This window comes from Halobacterium hubeiense, from assembly GCF_001488575.1.
GTDB classification, from domain to species: Archaea; Halobacteriota; Halobacteria; order Halobacteriales; family Halobacteriaceae; genus Halobacterium; species Halobacterium hubeiense.
Genome location: NZ_LN831302.1, coordinates 1469335 through 1494527 on the forward strand (window position 1 = coordinate 1469335; position 25193 = coordinate 1494527).

Here is a 25193-nt window from a genome sequence, read left to right on the forward strand (position 1 = left end):
GGTTCAGTACGCGACCCCCGGAAGCGTAAAGCTCCCGGAGCGCACCCGCTCCGGGATGTGCCACCGCGCCCCACTCGTGCCGAGGTTCAAGTGCGAAGCCGCGACCACCTGCTCGCGTGCTGGCAGTCGCGGGCGGCAAGGGCGGCAGCGGCAAGACCACCACCGCGCTCGGGCTGGCGGGCGCGCTCGTCGAGCGGCGGCGCCGGCCGCTGGTCGCGGACTGCGACCTCGACGCGCCGAACCTCCACTTGCGCGCGGACGTCCCGCGGGACCCCGGCGCCGACGCCTCGACTCCGACCGCGGCCGTCCACGAGTCGGCGACCGTCCCGGGCGCGGACGTGCTCCCCGCGGGCGACGCGGACGGCGACGACCTCGCCGCGGCACTCGACGCGCTGCCCGAATCGCGGCCCGTCATCTTGGACTGCCCCGCGGGCGCCAGCGAGGCCGCAGTCCGTCCCTTGCGCGCCGCTGACGCCTGCGTCGTCGTCGCGACCGACACCCGGGAGGGAATCGAGGACGCCGTCAAGACCGCCGCGATGGCGCGCGCGGTCGGGACACCAGTGCGTGTCGTCGCTGTCACCCGCACGGCCAGCGTCCCGGTCGGCCTCGCGGACGCGGCGGCCGCCGACGCCGTGCCGATTCCCGACGCCGCAACGCCGCTGGAAGCCCGAGAGACCGCCGCAGCGTACGCGACGTTCGCGGACTACGCGGAGCCCAATACTTAACCTCCGTCCGTCCCCTACAGTCGGTTCATGCGCGAGCGGCTCTCCACCGGCGTGGACGTCCTCGACCGGGAACTCGGGGGCGGCGTGCCGGCCGGAACGGTCGTGGCCTACGAGGCCCCGCCCGCCAGTCAGGGAGAGCTACTGCTGTACGAACTCACGCGCCCGCGGCCCACGCTGTACCTCACCACGAACCGCACCGAACAGGCCGTCAAGGACGCCTTCGAGGCGACGGACGCACCCACCGGCGACCCCGAAGTAGGGTACATCCCGGGCGCGGACGCCATCGAGAACGCGCGCCGCGCGTTCCGCAGCGTCCCCCCGGAGTCGACGGTCATCATCGACCCCGCGGACGCCCTCGAACGCGCGGACCGCGGCCGCTACGAGAACTTCGTCAACGAACTCGGCAACCACATGCGAAACGTCGGCGGCATCGCGGTCCTGCACTGCCTGGACACCGACCACGACCCCGAACTGCGCGGCACCACCGAGCACATGGCCGACGTCGTGTTCAAGCTCCGCGTCGAGGAGAACAACGACGAGGTCGAGACGCGGCTCACCGTCCCGAAGTTCCGCGGCGGCAACGCACTGGACTCCTCGATCAAGCTCAACCTCGGCGAGCGCGTGCAGGTGGACACCAGCCGCGACATCGCGTAGACGGACCCCGAGCTACGGGTCGTACTGTTCTGCGATAAAATAGGCCGAGCGGCCGGGTTCGAGCGTTACGCGTCTTCGTCGACGTCGAGCTCCTCGACGATTTCGTCGGCGTCCACGTCGGCGTCTTCGAGGGCTTCCTCGACGTCACCGAGGCCTTCGCCGCCGCCCATGCCGCCCATGCCGCCCATCATGCCGGGCATGCCAGCGGGCTGGCCGTCGATGATTTCCTGGACGATGACGCGGTCGATGTCCAGCATGTCGATGATCTGGTTGAGAATCTGGTCTTTGCCCATCATCCACTGCTGGTTGAACTGGAGCTGCGGGGACTGCTCGATGTAGAGGGTCTCCTTCTCGACGGTCTCGGTCGTGGTCTCGGTCTCGCCGTCGTCGGTCTCCTCGGTGACCTCCTCCTCGACCTCGTCCGTTTCGAGGTGCATGTCGAGCTCGGCGTCGAAGTACATCTGGAGCAGGCCGCGGGCCTTCTCGACGGTGTCCTCGACCTGGTCAAGAATCTCGTACTCGTACTCGACGTCCTCGCCGGCGAGCGGGTGGTTGAAGTCCACGCGGGCGCGGCCGCCGATGACGGCTTCGACGTGGCCGTGCTCGCCGTCGATGTCGACGTGCGCGCCGGGGTAGCGCTCGTCCTCGGGAATCTTGTTCGCGGAGACCGTGCGGACCTCCTCGTCGTCGTACTCGCCGAACGCCTGCTCGACGACGACTTCGCCGGTGTCACCGACGTCCTTGCCGACGAGGTCGTCTTCGACGTCCTCGAAGATGTGACCCTCGCCGATGACGATGGTGCGCGGGGAGAACTCCTGCTCTTCGGTGTCGACGCCTTCCTCCTCGGCGACCTCCTCGTCGGTGGTGTCGACGAGTTCGCCGCTGTCGACCGTGTAGGCGGTGTAGGAGAGCTGCACGAAGTCGCCCTCCTGGAGTCCGCCCTGTTCTGTCTCGGATTCGTCGGCCGTCTCGGCCTCAGTTTCGTCGCTCATACCACTACGCACTCCCGTTCCACCCTTAAGAATCACGTTTCTCTGGTATTAATCGAATCGGAAGACTACTTCAGCGTCGGACTGCAAGGAACATTATGGGGGAGAGACAAGTCAGTATACAAGAATGGGCAGAGGTGTTCAACAGGGACAACACCGACGTCACCACCAGAGAGTACAAGTCCTGGATAAAGCGCTTCGACGAGTGGATTGACCAGGAGCCGGACCTGTCCAGCCTCAGGGACTTCGACGCCGTTCTCCGCGACCCGGACGCAATCGCCGAACTCAAGAAAAATGCGGGCAGATTCACCGCTTGGAGCACCGCGCGGCCCCCAGATGACGGCTACTCATACAGCGCGCGCGTCAAAGCACTCTCCGCCGCGAAGTCCTGGCTCGCGTTCGCCCACGACGTCAGCTTCAACGGCGGCCCCGGCGACCTCGTCAACAACATCGCCAAGGGCGACTACAACGCCTTCGACCCCGAGATAGCCACACCGGAGCAGGTCGCCGACGTCCTGGACGACACCGCCGACTGCAACGCCGACTCCTGCCACGCGATGGCCCGCCTCTCCTACGACGCCATCCTCCGCGTCTCCGAGGTCGTCCGCATCGAGTGGGACGACGTCGACCTCGAGCGCGGCACCGTGTACGTGCGCGCCGCCAAGGGGAGCCAGAACCGGCACGTCGGCCTCTCCGACCGCACGCTCGACGTGCTCGAGGACTACCGCGGCCTAGTCCGTGAGCGGTTCGACGACCCGGAGTGGCTGTTCTACGGCTTCTACCAGCACAACTGGAACAGGCCCTGGAAGGCGCACGCGTACTCCTCGCACTTCCAGCGCAACCACTGGGATGCCGGCCACCACTCCTTCGCGCGCCACTCCGCCATCACCAACCGGCTGCGGAACGGCGAGAGCCTCACCGACGTCAGCCAGCGAGCCAGGCACTCCTCGCTGAAGATGACGCAGAAGTACAACCAGTTCGCGCGCAACGGAGACACGGTCCCGCCGGAACTCCGATAGCCCCGCGGCCTGATTTCGATGACGGCTTGAGCTATTCCCCCGTGTAGTCCCAGTATCTCTGGCTTGGACTCTTCCCGCGCAAGACCATAATGGCGTATACAACCCATAGAGCGGTGAGTGCCGCGAGGCCGTATGGGAAGTAGCTGAGCGCGTTCAAGAGCGAGAGGGACCCGTAGAGTACGAGAACGCCATAGAAGTAGCCGAATACGCGCGGCCACCAAACCTCAACCGTGGTGTGCTTGATGTACGCGTGCGGTTCCTGCCCCTCCTTCAGCCGCGTCCATTCCATATTGAACGGGTCGAACGGAAGCTCCTCCGCCATCTCCCACATGACGCGGTACTTCCCGCTGTTCAGCTGTTTGTAGGAGAGAATGTGGAAGGACCACAGCACACAGAACGGCAGCCCCACGGCCCCGATAATGAGTATCCCTACGTCCGAGAAATACCCCAGCTTTGCCCCAATTCCTGCGATTCCGAGGAGTGCGATGAGGAGGCGGAGATAGAACCGATTGTTTCTGAGGCGGCGGTTACTAACGTTGAGCGTGGTCTGTCCGTAGAATTTCCACTGTTCCAGCGCGGCGTCCGAGTCAACACCCCCGTCATCCGTCGGGTCGTCGGATTTCTCCCCACCGCCACTCATGGCGCAAGGTCGCGGACGCCTTCGACCACCGAGTCGGTGTTCCAGCCAACCATCTCATCGGCATGCTGCTCGACGTAGTTCGAGGTCCGGTCGTTTCCCCACGGTTTCACACCGAGAATCGGCTTCCCTTCTTCCTCAGCGATGCGCACCTCCTTCCCAATCCAGTCGCTGTAAGTAGAGTACATCCCGGCCAGGACGATGACCACTGACGCGGACTTGATTTGCTTCTCCCGGAGGACCTTCTCGAGCTCTTCGTCGGTGTCCGTATCGAACTTTTCCTCCTTCGGGACGCTGTAGTCCCGGAAGTCAAGCTCGTCGGATTCCTCAAGGAGGCGTACCAACCGCGCGTGCTCTTGGTCATAGTCCCAGGAGTGTGAGATGAAGAGTGCGTACTCCTGCCGGTCTTCGGACGACACCGCACCGCCTCCGCCACCACCCCAGGGCTTCCTGCTGCCTGACTCGGGTCGGCTACCGCTTCCATCTGCGCTCTTCGGAATGTGTCTGTTACCCATTTTCGGTCACCTTTGTCGTGCTGAATGAATTGAGAAGCGCCTGACCGCTGCCGAGCTTTTCTTCGGTCCCGGCCTTCCACTCTGCGTGAGCCTTTGGCTCGTGTACGTCGTCCTCAAGGCCGCTCTGCTTCCTCCATCGACCACCTGCGGCTGCGACAACCTCCGGTGGTGCTCTCTTCAGGAACCGAACGGACTGCTGGCCGATGATGAGAATCCCCGATGGCTTCAGCTCAGTTACCAGCGTCTCGACGTCCGAGATTGGCTGGTGGACCCGTCCCTCGTATCCCGACGCGTAGAACACGACGAAGTCCTCTCCAAGCCGCTCCATCGTGGGGCGGCATAGCCTGAAATGCCACGGCAACCAGCCCTTGGCTTGTACGAAGACGTGCGTGCGGTGGTTCTGGAGGCGTTCCGCGAACCACTCCGTCCCCATCATGCTGTCACGTATTGCCCGCAGCTGCTCCAACGGGGACATCGAGGGTTCGTACACCGAGTATTCCGTTGGGATGTGGAAGTCCGGGCCGAACCGACGGACGATGTCCAGTTCCTCGCGCCAGTCTAGCTTCCGGAGAGTATCGTCGTGAACTGTCGTGGTCGTGATTACAGTCTGGTCCTCTCTGAAGTACGTCCGGGCGGTCTCGTCGTGGATGTCCGCCAGCTTCCGCGCGGAGTCGATAGACAGCATGACCGTCTCTATAGAGGGGTCTGCCAGCACCGCACTCCGCTCAACAGAGTTGGGGACCTTCACGCGATTAACCACTCCCGACACCGGGTAATCATCCCGGAGACGGGAGTCGTCCTCGGACGACGGTTCGTCTGGGTCTTTAGATGTATCTCCTGTTGGGTCTCGAAAACTCATCCAGGTCCTCCGGTCTCCGCTTGGTTTTCATGGGAGACAGTTAGATATCAACCTGCAGAAAGTTAAGCGTTCCCACGGCACAAAGTGTCAAAGGTGGTAGCCGTGCCTTACTGGTCAACGATTTATATACTGCCGCGAAAACCCTCGGAGGAGTGCCGTCGTCTATTTCGAGGTGGTCTCTCGCGTCTCCGGCACTTCGTGCCGCTGCTCCAGGAGCTTCTTGACGCGCTGGGCCTTCCAACCGCTGAACGTCAGGTGGCGCGCGATGAGATCGTGGTCGAAGTACCGCTTGTTCTTCGAAGCGTGCTTGCGAATAAATGTCTCTATCCTAATATAACAGGAACGGCGTCGCGGGTCGCGCGGTCAGCGGTGCTCGGCTAATGTGACGAGGGCGTCGGCGTCCACGGATAGCCATGCGGTGAGCCGCCGGTCGCCGTTGACGTCCGGCGGGGAGAGCGTGCAGCGGTCCGGCGTGTTCTGGTAACGGACGACGGTCGCCTCCAGCGGCGTCGTGTCGGCGTCGTCGCGCGACTGGGGGGCGCCACGGGTGGTGTCGGTGGACATCGTGACTCGGGTCGGACTTCGAGAGACCGCGGGATAACGCCTGCTAAGAACCCCACGTAGCACTATTGAGCACTCTGAAACGCCGTGTTTTTCCGGGGTCGCCGCGAGCAGTCGTGCATGTACGAAGTGGAGGTGAAGGTGCCGGCGGACCACGACGCGGTCCGCGCGGCGCTCGCCGACGTCGACGCCGAACGCATCGGGACGGTGGCACAGGCGGACACGTACTTCGACGCGCCGCACCGCGACTTCGCGGAGACCGACGAGGCGCTGCGAGTGCGGCGCGTCGCGACCGCGGCCGCGTCCTTCGAGCGCGATGCAATCGAGGGCGGGCTCACAGACGCCATCGACGCCGTACTGGACGGCGAGTACCGCGCCGAGGGCGAGTCCCGCGTGACGTACAAGGGGCCGCTGCTGGAGGCCGAGTCGAAGTCCCGCGAGGAGTTCGAGACCGGCGTGGAAAGCGGCGCGGAGATGCGCGAGATTCTCTCGCGGCTCGGGTTCGACCCGGCGGCGACGGTGCGCAAGCTCCGCGAGACCCACCACGTCGAGGCGTTCGAAGTACTGTTGGACGCCGTCGAGGGCGTCGGCGAGTACGTCGAGGTCGAGACCGAGGTCGAGTCCGACAGCGAGGTCGAAGCCGCCCGGGAGGACGCCTACGACCTCCTGGGGCGGCTCGGGCTCGACCCCGACGACCAGATTCGGACGTCGTACCTCGGCCTCAAGCTCGCTGACGCCTGACGAGTATATGCGCGGTAGACATATTCGCGCTCGCCGTGCTTTTCGCAAGTTATAGAAGCGGAGACGGGCAACACTTGCGCAATGACCGAGCGGAACATCCAAGTGCAGTCTCTCGACCGCGGCGCGGTCGAGGACGAGGACGTCGAAATCGTCGAACGAAAGGGGCTCGGCCACCCCGACTCTATCTGCGACGGCATCGCCGAACACGTCTGCGAGCGCCTCGCCCGCGAGTACATCGACCGCGTCGGCGAAGTGCTGCACTTCAACACCGACGAGACCCAGCTCGTCGCCGGCACCGCCGCGCCCGCGTTCGGCGGCGGCGAAGTCGTCGATCCCATCTACATTCTCGTGGTCGGCCGCGCGACCAGCCACTACGTCGCCGACGACGGCACCGAGTACCACATCCCCGTGGAGTCCATCGCGCTGGAGGCCGCCCGCGACTACCTCCGCGAGCACTTCCCGAACCTCGACCTCGAAACCGACGTCGTCGTCGACGTCAAGCTCGGCGAGGGCTCCGGCGACCTCCAGGAGGTCTTCGTCGAGGACGGCCCCGACGTGCCGATGGCAAACGACACGAGCTTCGGCGTCGGCCACGCCCCCCTCACGGAGACCGAGCGCATCGTCTACGAGACCGAGCAGTCACTGAACGGCCCGTACGGCGACGCCCACCCCGCCATCGGCGAGGACGTCAAGGTGATGGGCAAGCGCGAGGGCGACCACATCGACCTCACGGTCGCCGCCGCGCTCGTGGACGCCCACGTCGAGGACCTCGAGGACTACAAGGCCGAAGTCGAGGCCGTCCGCGAGCACGTCCACGACCTCGCGACCGACCACACCGACCGCGATGTCGCCGTCCACGTCAACACCGCCGACGACTACGAATCCGGCTCCATCTACCTCACGACCACCGGCACGAGCGCCGAGCAGGGCGACGACGGCAGCGTCGGCCGCGGCAACCGCGCGAACGGCCTCATCACGCCGAACCGCTCGATGAGCATGGAAGCCACCTCCGGGAAGAACCCGGTCAACCACATCGGGAAGATATACAACCTCGTCTCCACGGAAATCGCCGAGAGCATCGTCGACGAGGTCGAGGGCATCCGCGACCTGCGCGTCCGCCTGCTCTCGCAAATCGGCCGCCCCATCGACCAGCCCCACGTCGCCGACGTCCACGTCGTCACCGAGGACGGCCTCGCGGTCGCCGACGTCGAACCCGACGTCGAGCAAATCGTGGACGCCGAGCTCGCGAACATCACCGACGTCACGCAGCGCGTCATCGACGGCGAACTCGACACCTTCTAGGGCACGTTTTGCGCTGCGGGCGCGTACGCTCACTCGCTGCTCACGGCTCGCTACGCTCGCCGTTCGCATATCCCGGGGGCTCGCACTTCGCGCCTCGCTGTGGTCGTTCGCGCAGTGAGTCGGACACCTCGGGCTCTTCGAGCCGTCCTCAGAACGCGAAGCTTCTGATGGGCTGTGCAAGAGATTCGCTCTTGCGAACGCTCGGCGTCCGAATGCTAACGGCTGCCGGCTGCCGAGTCAGTCGCAGTTCTAGGTCTCTACTTCGGAGACGACGTTCAGGCTGAACCTCCAGCCTTCGCCGAGATAGTTGTCGTCCTCGAAGCGGTACGTTCCCGTCGGATGGCATTCCTCGCTGTCGTGGGCGGCGAGCACGTGGAATTCGCGGCTGGCGGTCTCGCCGGGGTCGAGCGTCTCCTCGCGCATCACGGCGGGGAGCGCGACGCCGTCGGTCGCCTGCCAGCAGTCGTCGCTCGGTTCTTCTGGTGTGACGCCGGCGTCCGGTGAGAGCAGCAGCGTCGCCTCGCCATCCTCGCGCGTGCCGCGAATCGCGTCCCACGGGACGAGCGACCCGAACGTGAACGTTCGGGCGTCGTCGGCGTCGTTCGTGAACGCGACCTCGAGGCGCGCGGGGTGGTCAGTCGTGAACTGCGCGGTGACGGTCACGTCGATAGTGGCGTTCTCGACCGGCGGGTCGTCGGTCTGGACGTTCGTGAGCGTGTACGGGAAGTCACTCGTGTCGTCCGGGGTGTCGCCGGCGGGCGCGCCCGTGCAGCCCGCGAGCGCGGCGGCCGCCAGCGTCCCGAGGTAGGTGCGGCGGTTCACGTGTACCCGGACGAACGCCTTTGTTAAACTCTTTCTCCGGACTCAAAGAACAGTTTTAGCGCGCCGACCGACCGCTAGAAGACCGCGTCCAGCGCCTGCTGGAGGTCGGCCTCGAGGTCATCGACGTGCTCGATGCCGATGCTCGCGCGGATGAGCGGGTCCGTCAGGCCCGCTTCCTCCCGTTCTTCCTTGGGGATGGCGGCGTGGGTCATCGCGGCGGGCTGCTCGATGAGCGACTCGACCCCGCCCAGCGATTCGGCGAGCGTGAACACTTCGGTTTCAGCGACGAACTCGCTTGCCTCCTCGAGGCTGGCGTCCAGCTCGAAGGAGAGCATCCCGCCGAAGTCGTCCATCTGCTCGGCCGCGAGGTCGTGGTCCGGGTGGCTCTCCAGTCCCGGGTAGAAGACGTGCTCGACGCGGTCGTGGGCGTCCAGCCACTCGGCGAGCTCCTGGGCGTTCGCGCAGTGGCGGTCCATGCGCACGCCGAGGCTCTTCGTCCCTCGAAGCACGAGGAAGCAGTCGAACGGGCTCGGGGTGGCGCCGACGGAGTTCTGGTAGAAGCCGAGGCGCTCGTCGAGGTCCTCGTCGTCCGTAATCAGCGCACCCGCCACGAGGTCGGAGTGGCCGCCGAGGTACTTCGTGAGGCTGTGGCAGACGAGGTCCGCGCCCAGTTCCAGCGGGCGCTGGAGGTACGGCGTCGCGAACGTGTTGTCCACGGCGCAGAGCGCGTCGTACTCGTGGGCGACGTCCGCGAGCGCGCTGATGTCGTTGACGTTCATCAGCGGGTTCGTCGGCGTCTCCACCCAGAGGAGTTCCGTGTCCTCGCCCATCGCCGCCCGGACCTCGTCGTGGTCGGTGGTGTCCACGAAGTCGAACTCGAGGTCGTACTCCTCGTAGACCTGGGTGAAGATGCGGTGGGTGCCGCCGTAGACGTCGTTGCCCGCGACGACGTGGTCCCCAGATTCGAGGAGGTTCATCACGGTGTTGATGGCGCCCATCCCCGAGGAGAACGCGCGGCCGTAGTCGCCGCCTTCGAGGCTGGCGAGGTTCGCTTCGAGGTCGGTCCGGGTCGGGTTCCCCGTCCGGCTGTACTCGTAGCCGCGGTGGTCGCCGGGCGCGTCCTGCTCGTACGTGGAGTTGGCGTAAATCGGCGTCATCAGCGCGCCCGTCTCCTCGTCGGGCTCCTGCCCGGCGTGGATGGCGCGCGTCTCGAAGTGTTCGTCGTCGTCGCTCATGTTCGGAGCGTCGGCCGCACGCGAGTTAGGTCTGTTCGTTAGGGGCCGGCCCCGCCGCGTCCGGGATACCCGCAGAAACGGGCGGAAAGGCGTCTTTTTTGCCAGTCTAGCGGCTGGTCGGCGGTATGTCCGGACCAGTCAGCACCGCGTGGCAGCGATACCGCTCGGTCCCGCTCATCGCGCGCATCTTCGTCGCGTTCCTCCTCGGGTCGGCCGCGGGCGTCGCGTTCGGCGAGCGAATGACCGTCGTGCAGCCGCTGGGCGACCTCTTCCTGCGGCTGCTGAACATGCTCGTCATCCCCATCATCGTGTTCACGCTCCTGACGGGGATTCGCCAGCTCTCGCCCGCGCGCCTCGGGCGCATCGGCGGCGTGACCGTCGGCCTGTACGCCGTCACCACGACCATCGCGGGCCTCATCGGGCTGGCCGTCGCGAACCTCCTCCAGCCCGGCCGCGGCGTCGAGTTCACGGGCGGCGAGGCGCAGTCGCAGGCGCCGCCGTCGCTGACCGAAGTGGTGCTGGGCATCGTCCCGAACAATCCGGTCGCGGCGATGGCCGACGGCAACCTCCTCGCGACCGTCTTCTTCGTCATCGTCTTCGGCATCGCGCTGACGTACGTCCGCGCGCGCAACGACGAACTCTCGGACAGCGTCGACTCCGTCTTCGAGGCGTTCGAGGTCGGCGCGGAGGCGATGTTCGTCGTCGTGCGCGGCGTCCTCGAGTTCGGCGTCGTCGGCGTGTTCGCGCTGATGGCCGCCGGCATCGGCACGGAGGGCGTCGGCGTGTTCTCCTCGCTGGGCGAACTCGTGCTCGCGGTGGCTATCGCCGTGGTCGTCCACATCGCGTTCACGTACCTGTTCGTGCTGATGCGGCTGGTCGTCGGCGTCTCGCCGCTGTCGTTCCTCTCGGGCGCGAAGGACGCGATGGTCACCGCGTTCGCCACGCGGTCGTCCAGCGGCACGCTCCCCGTGACGATGCGCAACGCCGAGGAGGACCTCCGCATCTCCGAGCGCGTGTACTCCTTCGCGCTCCCGGTCGGCGCCACCGCGAACATGGACGGCGCGGCGATCCGGCAGGCCATCACGGTCGTCTTCGCGGCGAACGTCGTCGGCCAGCCGCTCGCGCCCACCGAGCAGGTGCTCGTGCTCGTGGTCGCCGTCCTCATCAGCATCGGGACGGCGGGCGTGCCCGGGGCCGGCCTCGTGATGCTGACCGTCGTCCTGAATCAGGTCGGCCTGCCGCTGGAGGTCGTCGGCTTCGTCGCGGGCGTGGACCCGATTCTGGGCCGCATCGCCACGATGAACAACGTCACCGGCGACCTCGCGGTCTCGACGGTCGTCGGGAAGTGGAACGACGCGCTCGACCTCGACGGCGGCGTCTGGAGCGCCGTGACCGACGACTGACGCTCAGATGACGTCGTCGGGGTCGTGGGCCTCGCGCATCCGCTGGGCCTCCGCGGCGTACTGCTCCACGAGGTCGGGGTCGCCGGTTTGCCCGAGGTTCCCGGGGTCGGCGTCCACGGCCGCGGTCGTGTCCCGTACGTCCGAGAAACTGGTGAGCGCGCGCTCCTTGCGGAAGTACCGCTCGCCGTCCGGGGTCGCGTACGTGAGGATGATGATGTTCTGCTCGTCGTCCGAGTACGTGCGTTCGACCAGCCACACCCGCACGGACTCGTCGCCGTCGTCGCTCATACCGGCCAGTTAGCGCTCGCGCGGAAAGAACGTACTGGCGGACAGCGACAGGGTTTTTCGCGGTGCGCTCCACACGTCTCCCGTGAACGTACGGGGCGAGGTGACCGACGTCGACGAGGTGCGGTCCGTGAACACGCAGTACGGCGACCGGGACGTGCTCGACGTCCACGTCCGGCCTGACGCGGACAGCGACGCGGCCGCCGACGACCCCGGGGCGTCCGTGCGCGTGACGCTGTGGGGGAAGTGGACGGAGACCGTCCAGTACCTCGAATCCGGGATGGAGTTGCTGGTGACCGAAGCCGAAGAGGACGAGTGGAACGGCGAGGTCCAGTATTCGACGAGCAAGCAGTCGTACGTCGTCGTCGAGCCGGACTTCCTCGTGGACGTGACGAACATCCGGTCGTTCGTGCAGTGTCCGCGCCTCTACTACCTGAACAAGCTCTCCGGGCTCCCCCTCAAGTACCCGGTGACGAAGGGGACCATCGTCCACGAGGTGTTCGGCGACCTCCTCCGAGGACGGGACCTCGACGAGTCCGTCGCGGAGCGCGTGGCTGACGCCGGCCTCGAACTCGGCCTACTCGGCCGGGACCGCGAGGAAGTCGAAGCCGACGTGCGCGCGAACGCGTCGGCCATCGAGGGGTGGCTGAAGCAGGGCCACCTCTCCGGGGACGGCGGCACCACCGAGGACACAGCGGAGGGCTGGCGCGCGGGCGACGACTGGCGCTCGGAGTACACCCTCATCTCGGAGACGTTCGGCATCAAGGGGCGCTGCGACGCCATCCGACGGGGGATGCCCGTCGAACTGAAGACGGGGAAGAACACGAACCGCGACCCGCGCTTCCACGACAAGGTGCAGGCGGCCTGTTACGCGCTGATGCTCGAAGACCGCGGCGTGAACGCCGACACCGGCACCTTGCTCTACACGAAGAACGCCGCAGTGGACCGCAGCGAGGAGTCCGGCGACCTCTCGCCCGCCAAGGAGTTCTCCATCGGGAAGGGCTTCCTCGACTTCGTGGTGCGCCAGCGCAACCACCTCGCGGCAATCGAGTACGAGGGGAGTCCGCCGACGGGCTTCGAGGCGGACGCGAAGTGCGAGTACTGCTTCGAGCAGGACACCTGCATGGTCGTGTCGGGCCGCCTCGACCAGGAGTCGAAGGCCGGCCAACTCGGCGAGCCGCTCCCCGACGAGGAGCGCGCGTACTTCGACGACATCTATGCCGCAATCGAGCGCGAGCGCGGCTCCGTCCACGACGAGTACCGCAAGCTCTGGGAGCAGACCGCCGCCGAGCGCGCCGACGACGACCGCGCGGTCGTGGACCTCGAACCCGCGGGCCAAGAGGAACTGCCGGACGGCCGGTGGCGGCTGACCGCAAAGCGGCCGACCGCCGCGGCCTCGAAGATTCGACAGGGCGACCGCGTGCTCGCCTCCGACGGCGACCCCGTGCGGGGGACCGCGGAGATGGCGCGCGTGGAGACGCTGGCGCCCGACCGCGTCGTCGTCACCGCCGACGAGCCCGTCGAACTCCGGCGGCTCGACGTCTACCCCTCCGAGTTGAGCGTCGACCGGATGATCACCGCGCTCCACGACGCGCTCCTGAAGGGCGACCAGCGCCGCAAGGACGTGCTCTTCGACCGCGCGAGCCCCGAGTTCCGGGACGACGAGCACACCGTCATCGAGAACAACGACGCGCAGAACGACGCCGTCAGCAAGGCGCTGAACGCCGAGGACTTCGCGCTCGTCCACGGACCGCCCGGCACCGGGAAGACGTACACCATCGCGACCCTCATCCGGGAGTTCGTCGACCGCGGCGACCGCGTGCTGTTGTCGGCGTTCACGAACCGCGCCGTCGACAACGCGCTCGAAGCTCTACGAGAACAGGGCCACGAGGACATCGTCCGCGTCGGGACGTCCACGGGCGTCCGCGAGGACATGCAGGACCTCCGCTTGAACCAGTCCGGCGACCCGGCGGAGTGCGCGCGAGCGCTCCAGACCGCCGACGTCGTCGCCGCCACCACGGCGACCTGCGGCTCTCGCGTGATGCGCGAGCAGGAGTTCGACGTGGTGCTGGTGGACGAGGCCAGCCAGCTCACCGAGCCGGACACGCTCGCGGCAGTCAACCGCGGCGAGCGCTTCGTGCTCGTCGGCGACCACGAACAGCTCCCGCCGGTCGTGCGCTCGGGCGGCCGGCTCTCCAAGTCCCTGTTCGAGCGCCTCCACGACACCCACCCGGAGGCGTCGGTGATGCTCGACCAGCAGTACCGGATGAGCCAGCGCATCCAGGCGTTCTCCTCCGAGGAGTTCTACGACGGCCAGCTTCGCCCCGCGACGGGAGAGGTCGCCGCGCAGACGCTCGCGGACCTCGGCGTGGAGACGGGTGGCGCGGTCCAGAACGGGGTCACATTCCACGACGTGCCCGGAACGAGCGACGCGCACGTCGACCCCGCGGAGGCCGAGCGCGTCGGCGAGGTCGTCCGCGAGTACGTCGAGGCCGGCGTGAATCCCGAGGACGTCGGCGTCATCGCGCCGTTCCGCGCGCAGGTCGCCGAAATCGGGCGCCGGGTCCCCGAGGGCGTCGCCGTGGACACCGTAGACCGCTTCCAGGGCTCTTCCAAGGAGGTCATCGTCGTCTCGTTCGTCGCGACCGGGAGCCTCGACGGCCCCATCTTCGAGGACCACCGGCGCGTGAACGTCGCGCTCACTCGCGCGAAGAAGAGCCTCGTGCTCGTCGGCGACGAGGCGGCGCTGCGCTCGGAGTCGCTGTACGACCGGATGGTCGAGTGGGCGTCGCTGTGACTACTCGACGGTCAGCACGCCGTCTCTCGTCACGTCGCCGTTGACGTTCACGGAGACGTCGTACTCGCCGGCGGACGCCGGGTTCCGGACGTCCGAGACGTCGAGGACGAGCCAGTCGCCGGCCTCGACGTCGTGGTTCCCGCCGAACGTGACAGCGAGCGTGCTGCCGTCGTTGCTCGTCGAGAGCCCACTCAGGTCGACCATCGCGTCGGTTTCGAGGACGCCGTCGCCGTCGCTGTCGATGCCGATGCGCTCGATGTCCGACCCGCTGACGTTGCTGACGTCGGCCGAACTCGGGTACGTGACCTGTAGCTGGTTCAGGGAGTTCCCGACGGCGTCCGAACCCTCCTCGACGTGAACGCGAACGTAGTGGTCGTCGGTGTCGCCCGGCTCACCGTCGGCTGCGTGGATGAGTTCGGTCTGTACCTCGTCGGCCGCTCCGCCGTCCGTTTCGCCGTCCGCGAACGACGGCATCTCGATGTCGCCGACGGCCGGCACGGCGACCAGCACCGTCCCAGCCAGCACGACGGTGATGGCCACCATGAGCGCGACCCCGACGACGGGACTGACTGCCCGTCCAGCGCGCATCACCGGAGAGACTCGCGGCCCGCGGAAAACGGCGATGGCCGTTCCGTTACACGTTGCGACCAGTAGGCGTTCGACGCGACGACGAATATCGCTGCTCTCAGGGCGTGACGACGAGCTTGCCGACCGTGTCGCGGTCCTGCATCGCGGCGAACGCCGCACCCGTCTCCGCCAGCGGGTAGGTGTCGGCGACCTCCGGCGCGAGGTCGCCGGCCGCCACGAGGTCGACGAGCCGCTGGAGGTCCTGCTGGGTGCCCATCGTGGAGCCAATGACTCGCTTGTGCCCGAGGAAGAGGTCCGGAACGTCGATTTCCGAGCGCCCGCCCGCCGTCCGGCCACAGATTACCATGCGGCCGCCGCGCCGGAGCACCGTCTGTCCGAGTTCCGTGTACTCGCCGCCGAGGTGGTTGAGCACGGCGTCCGGCTCCCCGACGGCCTCAACCTCGGCCCGAATCTCCTCGGGGTCGGTAGACTGAATCGCGTGGTCCAGTCCCAGTTCGGTCACGCGGTCGAGCTTCTCCCGCGAGGACGACGTGCCGACTGTCTCCGCGCCGAGGACGTCTGCGAGCTGGACGGCGGCGACGCCGACGCCGCCCGTGACGCCAGGCACGAACACGAGGTCGGTCGGCCCGACCTCGGCGCGCCGGAGCATGTGGTAGGCGGTCATGTACGCCGTCGGCAGGGCCGCAGCGGCGGTCGCTCCGATTTCGTCCGGGAGCGCGACGAGCCGGCTGGCGTCCACGCGCGCCTGCTCGGCGAGGCCGCCGTGGAACAGCGAGAACTCCTCGCAGAGGTTCTCCGGCCCCTCGCGGCAGAACCGACACGTCCCACAGGTCTCGTTCGGACACAGCAGAACGCGGTCGCCGGGCTCGACGCCCGTCACGCCGTCCCCGACGTCCCGGACGGTGCCGGCGACGTCGAGCCCGCTGACGAACGGGAGGTCGTCGGCCGCGACCATCGCGGAGTCGCCCTCCAGAATCCAGAGGTCGTGGCGGTTGATGGCGCACGCTTCCACGTCTACGACGGCGTCGCCGGCACCCGGTTCGGGGGTCGGCTGGTCGACGACGCCGACGCCGTTCGGTCCGGTCAACTCGGTGAATGCTGCGGCACGCATCGCGTCGTCGTTCGGCCGACGCCCGGATAGGCATACGGGTGGTCGTCGCCTCTGCCTTTATCTCGGTGCGCAGCGAACCTACACGGGATGCAGACTCTCGCAGTCGCGGCGACGCTGGTAGCGCAGGCGGGCTCTGGGCTCGACGTCGACGTCACGCTCGGGCAGGGGCTCGTCGGCGGCGCGGTCGGCGCGTTCCTGACGACGCTCGTGGTCGGCGCCATCGCGGTGGCGGTGTTCCCCGAGCGCACCGAGCGCCTGATGGCGCGCGTCCTCGACGACCCCGTGAACTCGTTCGCCTACGGCCTGTTCAGCGTCCTCGCGCTGTTCGTCGTGGCGATACTGCTCGTGTTCACCGTCGTCGGCATCGTCGTCGCGCTCCCGCTGGTGCTGGTCGCGTACGTCGTCTGGGCGGTCGGCGCCGCCGTCGCGTACCTCGCCGTCGCCGACCGGCTGGTCGGCCACGAGGACGGCTGGCTGAAGGCGCTGCTCGTCGCGGCGACCATCAACGGCGCGCTCGCGGCGACTGGCGTCGGCGGCCTCCTCGCGGTCGTCGTCGGCATCACTGGCTTCGGCGCCGTCCTCCAGCCGTACCTCGACTGACGCGCTCACCGGGCGCGGGCGACGAGTCGCTCCCAGACCCCCGGCTCGGCCGTCGCGTCCGGCAGTCGGAACCTGACCGTGGTGCCGTCGCCGTCGTCGGCGAACTCCACGCTCCCGCCCGACTCCCGCACCGTCCAGTAGACCAACCAGAGCCCGAGCCCGCTGGCGTGCGAGAGCGTCGTCTCCTCGGGCTGGTCGAGGACGTCGTACTCGCGGCCGGGAATCCCCGAGCCGGTGTCCGCGACCTCCACGACCACGTCGTCGCCCGGCGGGTTCCGAACCGACGCCGTGATGCGAACGCTCTCGTCGTTGTGTTCGACGGCGTTCGCCAGCACCTCGTAGAGCGCGTCCTCCAGCGCGGCGTGGGCCGACACCGCCGCGTCCTCGGTGGCCGCGATTTCGACGTCGGCGCCCGGGTACTGCTGGCGGAGCCGCTCGACGGCGTCCGCGAGGACGGCGCCGGCGTCCTGCTCGCGGCAGTCGCCGCTCTCCCAGATGTCGAGGATGCGGCGCGTGCGCTCGCTGTTCTCCAGTAGCTCGTCGACGTGGTGGCGCGCGACCGCGACGTCCTCGTCGCCGGCGCCGAGCCGCGTTTCGAGGTTCTGAAGGTGGCCGTCCACGACCGCCAGCTCGTTGCGGAGGTTGTGCCGAAGGACGCGTTGGTTCATCGTGAGCAGCTTCACGAGGTCCGCGAGCCGCGTGCGTTTCTCCTCGGAGACGACCGCGTAGAGGCTCGCCTGCGCGCCGACCGCGAGCCCGAGCCACATCGCGAACACCACCATGAACTCGACGTCGACGACCGGGTGCCCCTTCAGCAGCCAGATGAGCGCGACCGCGACCGCCAACAGCGCGAAGCTCACGCCCGTCAGCGTGGTCAGTCTCGCCGCCCGCACCAGCCCGGGCTGGCTCACGTCCCGGCCGCGCGCGTCGGTACCGGAGTAGACGAGCGTCCCCGACAGCGCGAGCAGAATGAGCGTCTCCAGCGTGACGGCGAGCGTCCACCCCACGTGGAAGCCGTACGCGACGGCGACGACGTACCCGAGGGCGGCGTACGCGTAGAACCACCAGTGCGCGGCTGGCTTCGTCGCCCGCTCGCGCACGCGTCCGAGCATAGCTGACGTTTCCGGTGGCGCACCGTTAATGCGTCGGCGACCCAGTCAGTCGTCGACGTGCTCGCGGACGCGCTCGTGGAACGCCCGCAGCACCGCGTCCTCGTCGTCCGCCAGCACCACGTCGCTGGCCGACAGCGTCGCCAGCCCGAACGACAGCGGGGACGGCGACTGCAGGGTCGTCTCGGCTATCTCGACGTCGCCCGCCCGGATTTCCGACAGCACCTCGCGGACGCCCGCCAAATCGAGCTTGTCCTCGATGAGTTCCCGATAGGTCTCGTCCAGTACCGCGAAGTCCGCTAAGTCCTCGGCGAACCCGAGCAGCATCTCGCTTGCGACCTGTTGCTTGCTCGCGGACTTCTCGCGGCCCTTGTAGCGCTTCAGCACCATCAGCGCGCGCGTCGCGTCGATGCGGAAGTACCGCTGGAGGAGGTCCGTGCCGTCCAGCGCCGCCCGGAGCGTCTCGCGGGCGTCGTCGGGGTCGGTCTGCCGCAGTAGCTCCGCGACGTCCACCTTGCGGTTCAGCGGCATTGCGAGCGTGAAGCCGTTGTCCGCGACGGAGACGGCGACGTTCGCGTTCGCCTCGTTCGCGCACCGGTACGCCAGCAGGCGCGAGAGGCCGTCGTTGAACCGCCGGCCGTACGGCGTGCGGACGTGGTAGCGGCGGCGGTACTCGTCGCGGTCCTTGACCTCCTCGATGGCGATTCGCTCGGTCGTGCTGACGCTCTCCTCGCCGGCGTACCGAATCTGGTCGTCGTACATCCGCGCGAGCGCCCGGACCGCGTTCGCGCCAATCGGGAACTCGCGGAGCCAGCGCCGCACGGCCGCCGCGCCGCCGTCGTCGTACTTCGCGAGGAGGTCCGTCTGGAAGCGCGCTATCTCCCGCCCGAGGTCGTAGGACAGCGGCAGGCGCTCGGAGAACCACGACGGGACGGTCGCGCGCTCGCTCGTGCGGTCGACGTACACCTTCGACCCGCGGCGGTAGCGGTACGCGAACCGGTCGCCGCCCAGCACGAACACGTCCCCCGCTTCCAAGGTGTCGAGGTAGCTCTCGTCGAGCTGGCCGACCCACTCGTCGTCGCCGCGCACGTAGACGTTCACCGTGAACGAGTCGGGAATCGTCCCGAGGTTCTGGAGGAGAATCGGGCGCGCGAGCCGCCCGCGCTTCCCGATTAGTCGCTCGCCGACCGCGAACTCGGGGTAGTGGTGGGTGCCCGAGGTGGGGTCGTCGGGGTCGCCGTCGTCGCCGCCCGGCGGGTCGTTCTCGTCGCGCCAAATCTTCGCGTACACGTTCCGGTCTTCGAGGCCGTCGTACTCTGCCGTGAGGTAGCGGAACAGCGACTCGAAGTCGTCGTCCGCGTACTCGCGGTAGGGGTACGCAGCGCGCAGCGTCTCGCGGACCTCCGCTTCGGGGAGCGGTCCCTCGATGGCCATCCCGTAGACGTGCTGCGCGGCGACGTCGTGGGCGCGCTCGGGGATGTGCACGCGGTCCACGAACCCCTGTTCGGCCTGCCGGAGCATCACCGCACACTCCACGAGTTCGTCGCGGTCGAGCGCGATGACCCGGCCCGTCACGGTCCTCCCGGGGCGGTGGCCCGCGCGCCCGACGCGCTGGAGCAGGCTCGCCACCGACTTCGGCGACCCCACCTGCACCACGAGGTCGATGTGGGGCATGTCGATGCCGAGTTCGAGGCTCGTGGAGGTCGTGGTCACTTTCAGCGACCCCTCCTTGAGTTGCCGTTCGACCTCCTGCCGGCGGTCCTTCGACAGCGAGCCGTGGTGGCACGCCGACTCGTCCTCGCCGACGACGCCGCGCTCCCGGAGATTCTCCAGCACGCGCTCGGCGCCCGAGCGCGTGTTCGTGAACACGAGCGTGCTGTCGTTCGCCTCGATTAGCTCGCTTAGCTCCGCGTAGAACGCGTCGTTGACCGCGCCCGTCGAGGCGTTCACGAGGTCCGGCGTCGGACACGACAACTGGAGGTCGTAGTCCCGCGCGAACCGCGCGTCCACGATTTCGCAGTCTCTCGCTTCACCATCCTGAAATCCGACGAGGTAGCTCGCGATGTCCGACAGCGGCTCCACGGTCGCCGAGCAGCCGATGCGCGTGAAGTCGCCGGCGAGCCGCTGGAGGCGCTCCAGACTCACCGAGAGGTGCGTGCCGCGCTTCGAATCCGCGAGGCTGTGAATCTCGTCCACGACGACGTACTCGACGCTCCGGAGCTTCTCCCGGAACTTCGGGGAGTTCAGCAGAATCGCCAGCGTCTCCGGCGTCGTGTTCAGGATGTGCGGCGTCTGTTCGAGCATCTGCTGGCGCTCGTAGTCGGAGGTGTCGCCGTGCCGAATCGCCTGCCGGACGTCCGTCTCCACACCGCGCTCGGCGAGGCGCTCGCCGATGCCGTCCAGTGGCTCCGCGAGGTTGCGCTCGATGTCGTTCGCCAGCGACTTCAGCGGCGACACGTACAGGCAGTACACCTCGTTGTCCAGCCCGTCGGCCCGCTCGCGCTCGAACAGCTCGTTCAGAATCGCCGTGAACGAGGCGAGCGTCTTCCCGGAGCCCGTCGGCGCCGCCACCAGCGCGTTCTCGCCCGCGTGAATCAGCGGAATCGCCTCGCGCTGGGGCGGCGTCAGACAGCCGCCGTCCTGCTCGGGACGCCCGAACCGCTCGACCCACCACTCGCTGACCGCGGGGTCGAGGCTGTCCAGAATCTCGCGGTCCGAGGACTGGCTCGCGCCCGCCGACCGCGCCGTCGCCTCCGACTCCGAACTCATCTATCGCGTGTGCTTGGCTCCCGTACGGCAAGTGTCTGACGCCGCTAGGCAAATCGCGGCGTTCGTGCTTGTTTCGCCTCGCTGTTTCCGGACTGACCGGGTTCTTCGACGCCTCGAAAGCCCCGGCGCTGTCGCGGTCGCTCGTGGACATATCTGCTCGCTGCGCTCGCAGATAGTCGCCTACGAGACGACCAAGTGAACGCGACAGCGCCGACCCTTTCAGTCCGCCCGTAGCCGGCTGGTCAGCCGGTAATTGGGCGGATTGAAAGGGGCGAGGCTGTAGACGAAGGCGCGCGACGCAAGCACCGCAGCGAACGTAATGAGCGAGGAGCGCAGCGAGCGCACCGAGTCTACGGCCTCGGGGCTTTCGAGGTGTCATCGTTTCCGTTCACGAGAAGAGAAGATGCAGCACTTACTCACGAACACGTAGCCCGAACCGTTAACCCCCTTCCTTCCCCGAATACAGGTATGCAACTGACGTTCCTCGGGACGGGGAGCGCGATGCCGACCGGCGACCGGATGCAGACCGGCCTCCTGCTGGAGAAGTCCGACAGTCGCTTGCTCGTGGACTGCGGGAGCGGCGTGCTGCACACGCTCGCGCGGACGGACGTGGGCTACGAGGGCGTGGACACCGTGCTGTTGACCCACCACCACCTCGACCACGTCAGCGACCTGCTGCCGCTGTTGAAGGCGCGGTGGCTGGCGGGCGAGGAACACCTCACGGTCGTCGGGCCGACCGGGACAAAGGGGCTCGTGACGGACTTGCTGGACGTCCACGACTACCTAAAGGACCGCGTGGACCTGACACTGCGGGAGGTGGACGCGGGGAGCTTCGAGGTGGCGGGGTTCGACGTCGAGTCCATCGAGACGCGCCACTCGATGCACGGGCTGGCGTACAACTTTGACGGCGACCTCGTCTTCAGCGCGGACACCGAGGCGTTCGCGGGGATGGGGGAGTTCGCGGACGGCTGCGAGGTGCTCGTCCACGACTGCTCGTTCCCGGACGAAGTAGACGTCTCCAACCACCCGACGCCGACGCAGCTCGGCGAGTCGCTGGCCGACGCGGAAATCGAGGCGCTGTACCTCACGCACCTCTACCCGCACACGGAGGGCAAGCACCGCGAGATGCAGGCGTCGATAGAAGAACACTTCGACGGGCACGTCGCGTTCGCACGGGACGGCCTCGTCGTCGAAACCGAGTGAGTCAGGCGTCGCTGTCCTTGTTGACGCGCTGTTGTAGCTCGCGCTGTTCGTCCCGGGTGCCGAGAGTCACGAGCACGTCGCCAGCTTCGATGACTTCGCCCGCGCCGGGATTCGCGATAGTGTCGCTGCCGCGCTGAATCGCCAGCAGGGTCGCGCCCGTCTCCGCGCGAATCGCCGAGTGGCCGACGGAGTTGCCGGCCAGCGGCGAGTCCGCGGTGACGTCGTACCACTCGATGCGGGCGTCGCCCACGGGGACGTCCGCGGTCTCTGATTCGGCGGGCTGGAAGTACGCGCCGCCGAGGACGGCGCCGAACTGGCGGGCTTCCTCGCCGGTGAGCTCCGCGACGCGCTCGGCGTCCTCGCCGGCGTCGCGCTGGCGGTACAGCGTCCGCGTGCCGTCGTGGCCGATGACGACCGACAGCCGGCCGCCAGCGGCGAGGTCGAGTTCGTACTTCCGGCCGACGTTCGGGAGGTCGCTCTCGCGGACAGGCATTGCGCGACGGTTCGACGGGCGCGCGCAAAAGCCCACCGCCGCCGGTCAGCGCGCGTCGGCCCACGGCAGCGCCGCCCACAGCCGGTCGCTGTGCCGCATCGCGAGCGTGCCGAGGACGCTCGTCGCGAGCACGTAGCCGACGGTGAACGCGGGCACGCGCTCCGTGAGGACGGGCGTGGTGCCGACGCTGGCGGCGAGCGCGGCGATGACGAGCGCGAACTCCCCGCGGGGCGCGAGCGCGGACCCGACGCGGAACGCGCGCCGCGGTTCGAGGCCGAACTGGCGGCCGGCGTAGTAGCCGGAGACGTACTGGCCGGGAATCGTGATGGCGACCGCGACGGCGACCGCCCACGCCTCCTCGGTGATGAGCGCGGGGTCCGTGGAGAGCCCGACGGCGGCGAAGAACAGCGCCGCGAACAGGTCGCGGGACGGCGACAGCAGGCCCTCGACGCGGTCGGTGAGCGTGGTGCGCCCGACCGCGGCGCCGACGAGGAACGCGGCGACGGCGGCGCCGACGCCCGAGCGCTCCCCGAGGCCGGCGACGGTCGCGGCGACGCCGAGCGCGAGCAACACGAACAGCTCGCCGGACTCGACGTCGAGGAGGCGTTCGACGACGCTGGTTCCGCGGAGCGCGACTACTGCGCCCGCGGCGACGAGCGCGACCACGACGGCCACGTCGGTCGCGAGCGCGCCGAGGTCGGTGGCGCCGAGCAGGACCGCCGACAGCACCGCGAGGTAGCCCGCGGTCGCCACGTCCTCGACGACCACGATTGCGAGAATCGCCTCGCTTTCCGGGTTGGCAATCCAGTCCAGCTCCAGCAGGAGCTTCGCGACGATGACCGTCGAGGAGTTGAACAGCACGCCCGCGAGCACGAACGACGCCACCCAGTCGAAGCCCAGCAGGACGCCCACGGCGAACCCCAGCGGGAGGCTCACGCCGACGTCGATGGCGCCGCCCGCCAGCACCTGCCGGCCCTTCTCGAAGAGCGCGTCCAGACTCAGTTCGAGGCCGACGAAGAACAACAACAAGACTACGCCGAGGTCCGCGAACAGCGCGACGGTCTCGGGGTCGCCGACGAGCGTCGGCTGGAACCCCCACAGCGCGGGCGCGTGCGGCCCGACGAGCATCCCGACGACGAGGTACGCGGGGATGACCGACTGGCCGACCCGGCGCGCGAGCAAGCCGGCGGCCGCCAGCGCCACCAGCACCAGCCCCACGTCCAGCAGTGTCAGTCCCGCCACGCCGCCACCTCGCGGCGCCACCGAGAAAGCCGTTGTCCTCCTCAGGTCAGCCGCGACACCGACTCCCGGACGTCGTCGACGGTCTGTCGCTGGCGCTCGGTCGCGGCCGCGATGTCGTCCAGCGCCGCCGCGACCTCCGCCGCGCGGTCGTCCACGTCGTCGACCATCTCCGCGACCTCCTCGACGCTGGTCGCCTGCTCGTCGGTCGCCTCCGAGACCTCCTGGACGCCGCTGGCGGCCGCCTCGACGGCGTCCGTGATTTCTCGCAGCGTCTCCATCGCCTCCTCGACGCGCCCGACGCCGTCCTCGATTTGGCGGTTCATCTCGTCGAGGCGCTCGACCGCCGCCTCGGTGTCCGACTGCATCGCCTCGACCAGCTCCTCGACGCGCGTGGACTGCTCTCGGGACTCCTCGGCGAGGTCTTTCACTTCGTCGGCGACCACGGCGAACCCGTCGCCGGCTTCACCGGCGCGCGCGGCCTCGATAGACGCGTTCAGCGCCAGCAGGTTCGTCTGCTCGGCGATGTCGTCGATAACCGCCGTGACCTCCCCGACGTCGCCGGCGCGCTGGCGGAGCTGGTCGACGTCCTCGGCGACGCCGTCGCTGGCGGCCTCGATGTCGGCCATCACGTCGAGCGCGTCGTCGGCCGCCTGCTCGCCGCGGCCCGCCAACTCAGCGGCGTCCTCGCTGGTCTCGCGGACGTCCGCCGCGGTCGCCGCCACCTCCTCGATACTCGCGGAGACGCTGGAGACCTCGCGGGCGACGCTCTCCGTGCGGTCGACCTGCTCGTCGGTGAACGCCTGCATTTCGTCGGCGCGCTCGGCGACGTCCCGGGAGGCGTCCGCCAGCTCCGCCAGCGGCTCCTCGACGTCCTCCGCGACCGCGTTCGCGAGCTCGGTGCGGCGCTCGACTTCGGACTGGAGGCGCTGGGCGTACGAGTCGATGTACGTGTCCATCGCCACCTGCTGGTCGAACGTCAACAGCTTCAGCATCGGCAGGAACCGCTCGACGAGCTCCTCGACGGCCTCGGCGGCGTCGTCGCCGCGGTCGGCGGTCACGTCCTCGACGAGCGCGTCGAGCAGTCCCTCGTAGTAGCGCGTGTACGCGCCGAGGTACACCTCGGGGCCGAGGTCGAGGAGGTCGTGAATCTTCCCGATGCGGGCGCGCTGCTCGACGTACTCTCGGTCGTACTCGCCGCGCCCGAGCCCGAGCAGGTACTGCGTCTGCGTGCGCTTGAGCTGCTCGACGGTCTTCGTCGAGCGTCCGAAGATGTCCAGCGTGCGGTCGAACTCCTGGAGGTGGTCGTAGAAGTCCTCCACGAGGTCCTCGGCCACGCGCTCGAACAGCTCGGACTCGCGCGCCAGCGCCGCCTCGTCGGCGTCGTCGATGTCCGTGAACTCCTTGCGCCACGCGATTTCCTCGTCGTCCAGTCCGATGCGGTCCGCGAGCGCGTCCCCGTCAACCCCGCCGCGAACGTCTTCGGTTACGCGCGGGGATTTATCAGTAGCCATCGCGGTGGCGTTCCCGGTTCGGT

24 protein-coding genes are annotated in these 25193 nt (G+C 68.2%); 9 read left to right on the forward strand and 15 right to left on the reverse strand.

What is annotated here, in order from left to right; translation table 11 throughout:
* Positions 1–116 precede the first annotated feature (116 nt).
* On the forward strand, positions 117–725 hold the full coding sequence (locus HHUB_RS07660) for a MinD/ParA family ATP-binding protein (RefSeq protein WP_059057042.1): 609 nt from the start codon (positions 117–119) through the stop codon (positions 723–725).
* Positions 726–752: 27 nt separating this feature from the next.
* Positions 753–1379: an RAD55 family ATPase gene (locus HHUB_RS07665; protein WP_059057043.1), complete on the forward strand. Its 627-nt coding sequence runs from the start codon at positions 753–755 to the stop codon at positions 1377–1379.
* Positions 1380–1444: 65 nt separating this feature from the next.
* Here the strand turns inward: HHUB_RS07665 and HHUB_RS07670 are convergent, their stop codons facing one another.
* Complete coding sequence (locus HHUB_RS07670; protein ID WP_059057044.1) at positions 1445–2371, reverse strand: FKBP-type peptidyl-prolyl cis-trans isomerase; 927 nt, start codon at positions 2369–2371, stop codon at positions 1445–1447.
* A gap of 134 nt (positions 2372–2505) precedes the next feature.
* Between HHUB_RS07670 and HHUB_RS07675 the strand changes: the two genes are divergently transcribed.
* Positions 2506–3387: a tyrosine-type recombinase/integrase gene (locus HHUB_RS07675; RefSeq protein ID WP_059057045.1), complete on the forward strand. Its 882-nt coding sequence runs from the start codon at positions 2506–2508 to the stop codon at positions 3385–3387.
* A gap of 31 nt (positions 3388–3418) precedes the next feature.
* On the opposite strand, the gene HHUB_RS07680 is transcribed toward HHUB_RS07675, so the two are convergent.
* The 4 genes from HHUB_RS07680 to HHUB_RS07695 all read right to left on the reverse strand — a co-directional run bounded on the left by HHUB_RS07680 (position 3419) and on the right by HHUB_RS07695 (position 5962).
* Positions 3419–4027 carry a RipA family octameric membrane protein gene (locus tag HHUB_RS07680; RefSeq protein WP_059057046.1) on the reverse strand — a complete coding sequence of 203 codons (609 nt, stop codon included), beginning with the start codon at positions 4025–4027 and terminating at the stop codon, positions 3419–3421.
* Positions 4024–4443 carry a TIR domain-containing protein gene (locus HHUB_RS07685; RefSeq protein WP_059057047.1) on the reverse strand — a complete coding sequence of 140 codons (420 nt, stop codon included), beginning with the start codon at positions 4441–4443 and terminating at the stop codon, positions 4024–4026. Before HHUB_RS07685 ends, HHUB_RS07680 begins: the two co-directional genes overlap by 4 nt.
* 88 nt (positions 4444–4531) lie before the next feature.
* Positions 4532–5398: a hypothetical protein gene (locus tag HHUB_RS07690; RefSeq protein ID WP_143416374.1), complete on the reverse strand. Its 867-nt coding sequence runs from the start codon at positions 5396–5398 to the stop codon at positions 4532–4534.
* 363 nt (positions 5399–5761) lie between these two features.
* Positions 5762–5962: a DUF7511 domain-containing protein gene (locus HHUB_RS07695; protein ID WP_059057049.1), complete on the reverse strand. Its 201-nt coding sequence runs from the start codon at positions 5960–5962 to the stop codon at positions 5762–5764.
* 117 nt (positions 5963–6079) lie between these two features.
* Between HHUB_RS07695 and cyaB the strand changes: the two genes are divergently transcribed.
* Positions 6080–6700, forward strand: a complete 621-nt coding sequence (gene cyaB, locus HHUB_RS07700) for a class IV adenylate cyclase (RefSeq protein ID WP_059057050.1) — start codon at positions 6080–6082, stop codon at positions 6698–6700.
* A gap of 81 nt (positions 6701–6781) precedes the next feature.
* Positions 6782–8002 (forward strand): methionine adenosyltransferase, encoded by a 1221-nt coding sequence (locus tag HHUB_RS07705; protein ID WP_059057051.1) that lies wholly within the window; start codon positions 6782–6784, stop codon positions 8000–8002.
* A 249-nt stretch (positions 8003–8251) separates the two neighbouring features.
* Here the strand turns inward: HHUB_RS07705 and HHUB_RS07710 are convergent, their stop codons facing one another.
* Both HHUB_RS07710 and HHUB_RS07715 read right to left on the reverse strand, forming a co-directional pair.
* Entirely contained in the window at positions 8252–8824 is a 573-nt protein-coding gene (locus HHUB_RS07710; RefSeq protein WP_059057052.1) for a hypothetical protein, read from the reverse strand.
* 74 nt (positions 8825–8898) lie between these two features.
* A complete protein-coding gene (locus HHUB_RS07715) occupies positions 8899–10059 on the reverse strand; it encodes a cystathionine gamma-synthase (RefSeq protein WP_059057053.1) in 1161 nt (386 codons plus the stop codon).
* Between the two features lie 125 nt (positions 10060–10184).
* On the opposite strand from HHUB_RS07715, the gene HHUB_RS07720 reads away from it, so the two are divergent.
* Positions 10185–11462 carry a dicarboxylate/amino acid:cation symporter gene (locus tag HHUB_RS07720; protein ID WP_059057054.1) on the forward strand — a complete coding sequence of 426 codons (1278 nt, stop codon included), beginning with the start codon at positions 10185–10187 and terminating at the stop codon, positions 11460–11462.
* A 3-nt stretch (positions 11463–11465) separates the two neighbouring features.
* On the opposite strand, the gene HHUB_RS07725 is transcribed toward HHUB_RS07720, so the two are convergent.
* On the reverse strand, positions 11466–11750 hold the full coding sequence (locus HHUB_RS07725) for a hypothetical protein (protein WP_059057055.1): 285 nt from the start codon (positions 11748–11750) through the stop codon (positions 11466–11468).
* Between the two features lie 82 nt (positions 11751–11832).
* Here HHUB_RS07725 and HHUB_RS07730 point away from each other — a divergent pair, with 82 nt between their 5' ends.
* A complete protein-coding gene (locus HHUB_RS07730) occupies positions 11833–14544 on the forward strand; it encodes a DEAD/DEAH box helicase (RefSeq protein ID WP_059057056.1) in 2712 nt (903 codons plus the stop codon).
* Here HHUB_RS07730 and HHUB_RS07735 read toward each other — a convergent pair whose 3' ends face one another.
* Together HHUB_RS07735 and HHUB_RS07740 are read right to left on the reverse strand one after the other, a co-directional pair.
* Positions 14545–15132: an archaellin/type IV pilin N-terminal domain-containing protein gene (locus HHUB_RS07735; RefSeq protein WP_059057057.1), complete on the reverse strand. Its 588-nt coding sequence runs from the start codon at positions 15130–15132 to the stop codon at positions 14545–14547.
* A gap of 97 nt (positions 15133–15229) precedes the next feature.
* Positions 15230–16243: an alcohol dehydrogenase catalytic domain-containing protein gene (locus tag HHUB_RS07740; protein ID WP_059057058.1), complete on the reverse strand. Its 1014-nt coding sequence runs from the start codon at positions 16241–16243 to the stop codon at positions 15230–15232.
* An 87-nt stretch (positions 16244–16330) separates the two neighbouring features.
* On the opposite strand from HHUB_RS07740, the gene HHUB_RS07745 reads away from it, so the two are divergent.
* A complete protein-coding gene (locus tag HHUB_RS07745) occupies positions 16331–16843 on the forward strand; it encodes a hypothetical protein (RefSeq protein ID WP_059057059.1) in 513 nt (170 codons plus the stop codon).
* A 5-nt stretch (positions 16844–16848) separates the two neighbouring features.
* Here the strand turns inward: HHUB_RS07745 and HHUB_RS07750 are convergent, their stop codons facing one another.
* Together HHUB_RS07750 and HHUB_RS07755 are read right to left on the reverse strand one after the other, a co-directional pair.
* A complete protein-coding gene (locus HHUB_RS07750; RefSeq protein WP_059057060.1) occupies positions 16849–17955 on the reverse strand; it encodes a sensor histidine kinase in 1107 nt (368 codons plus the stop codon).
* A gap of 45 nt (positions 17956–18000) precedes the next feature.
* Positions 18001–20721 (reverse strand): ATP-dependent helicase, encoded by a 2721-nt coding sequence (locus tag HHUB_RS07755; RefSeq protein ID WP_059057061.1) that lies wholly within the window; start codon positions 20719–20721, stop codon positions 18001–18003.
* A 468-nt stretch (positions 20722–21189) separates the two neighbouring features.
* Between HHUB_RS07755 and HHUB_RS07760 the strand changes: the two genes are divergently transcribed.
* On the forward strand, positions 21190–21924 hold the full coding sequence (locus HHUB_RS07760; protein ID WP_059057062.1) for an MBL fold metallo-hydrolase: 735 nt from the start codon (positions 21190–21192) through the stop codon (positions 21922–21924).
* 1 nt (position 21925) lies between these two features.
* Here HHUB_RS07760 and HHUB_RS07765 read toward each other — a convergent pair whose 3' ends face one another.
* Genes HHUB_RS07765 through HHUB_RS07775 form a run of 3 tightly spaced genes read right to left on the reverse strand, consistent with a single transcriptional unit; the run spans position 21926 to position 25170 of the window.
* Positions 21926–22417 carry a cation:proton antiporter regulatory subunit gene (locus tag HHUB_RS07765; protein ID WP_059057063.1) on the reverse strand — a complete coding sequence of 164 codons (492 nt, stop codon included), beginning with the start codon at positions 22415–22417 and terminating at the stop codon, positions 21926–21928.
* 45 nt (positions 22418–22462) lie between these two features.
* The gene (locus HHUB_RS07770) at positions 22463–23659 is read right to left on the reverse strand and encodes a cation:proton antiporter (RefSeq protein WP_059057064.1); all 1197 of its coding nucleotides are present in this window, start codon (positions 23657–23659) and stop codon (positions 22463–22465) included.
* Positions 23660–23700: 41 nt separating this feature from the next.
* The gene (locus HHUB_RS07775) at positions 23701–25170 is read right to left on the reverse strand and encodes a globin-coupled sensor protein (protein WP_059057065.1); all 1470 of its coding nucleotides are present in this window, start codon (positions 25168–25170) and stop codon (positions 23701–23703) included.
* Positions 25171–25193 lie beyond the last annotated feature (23 nt).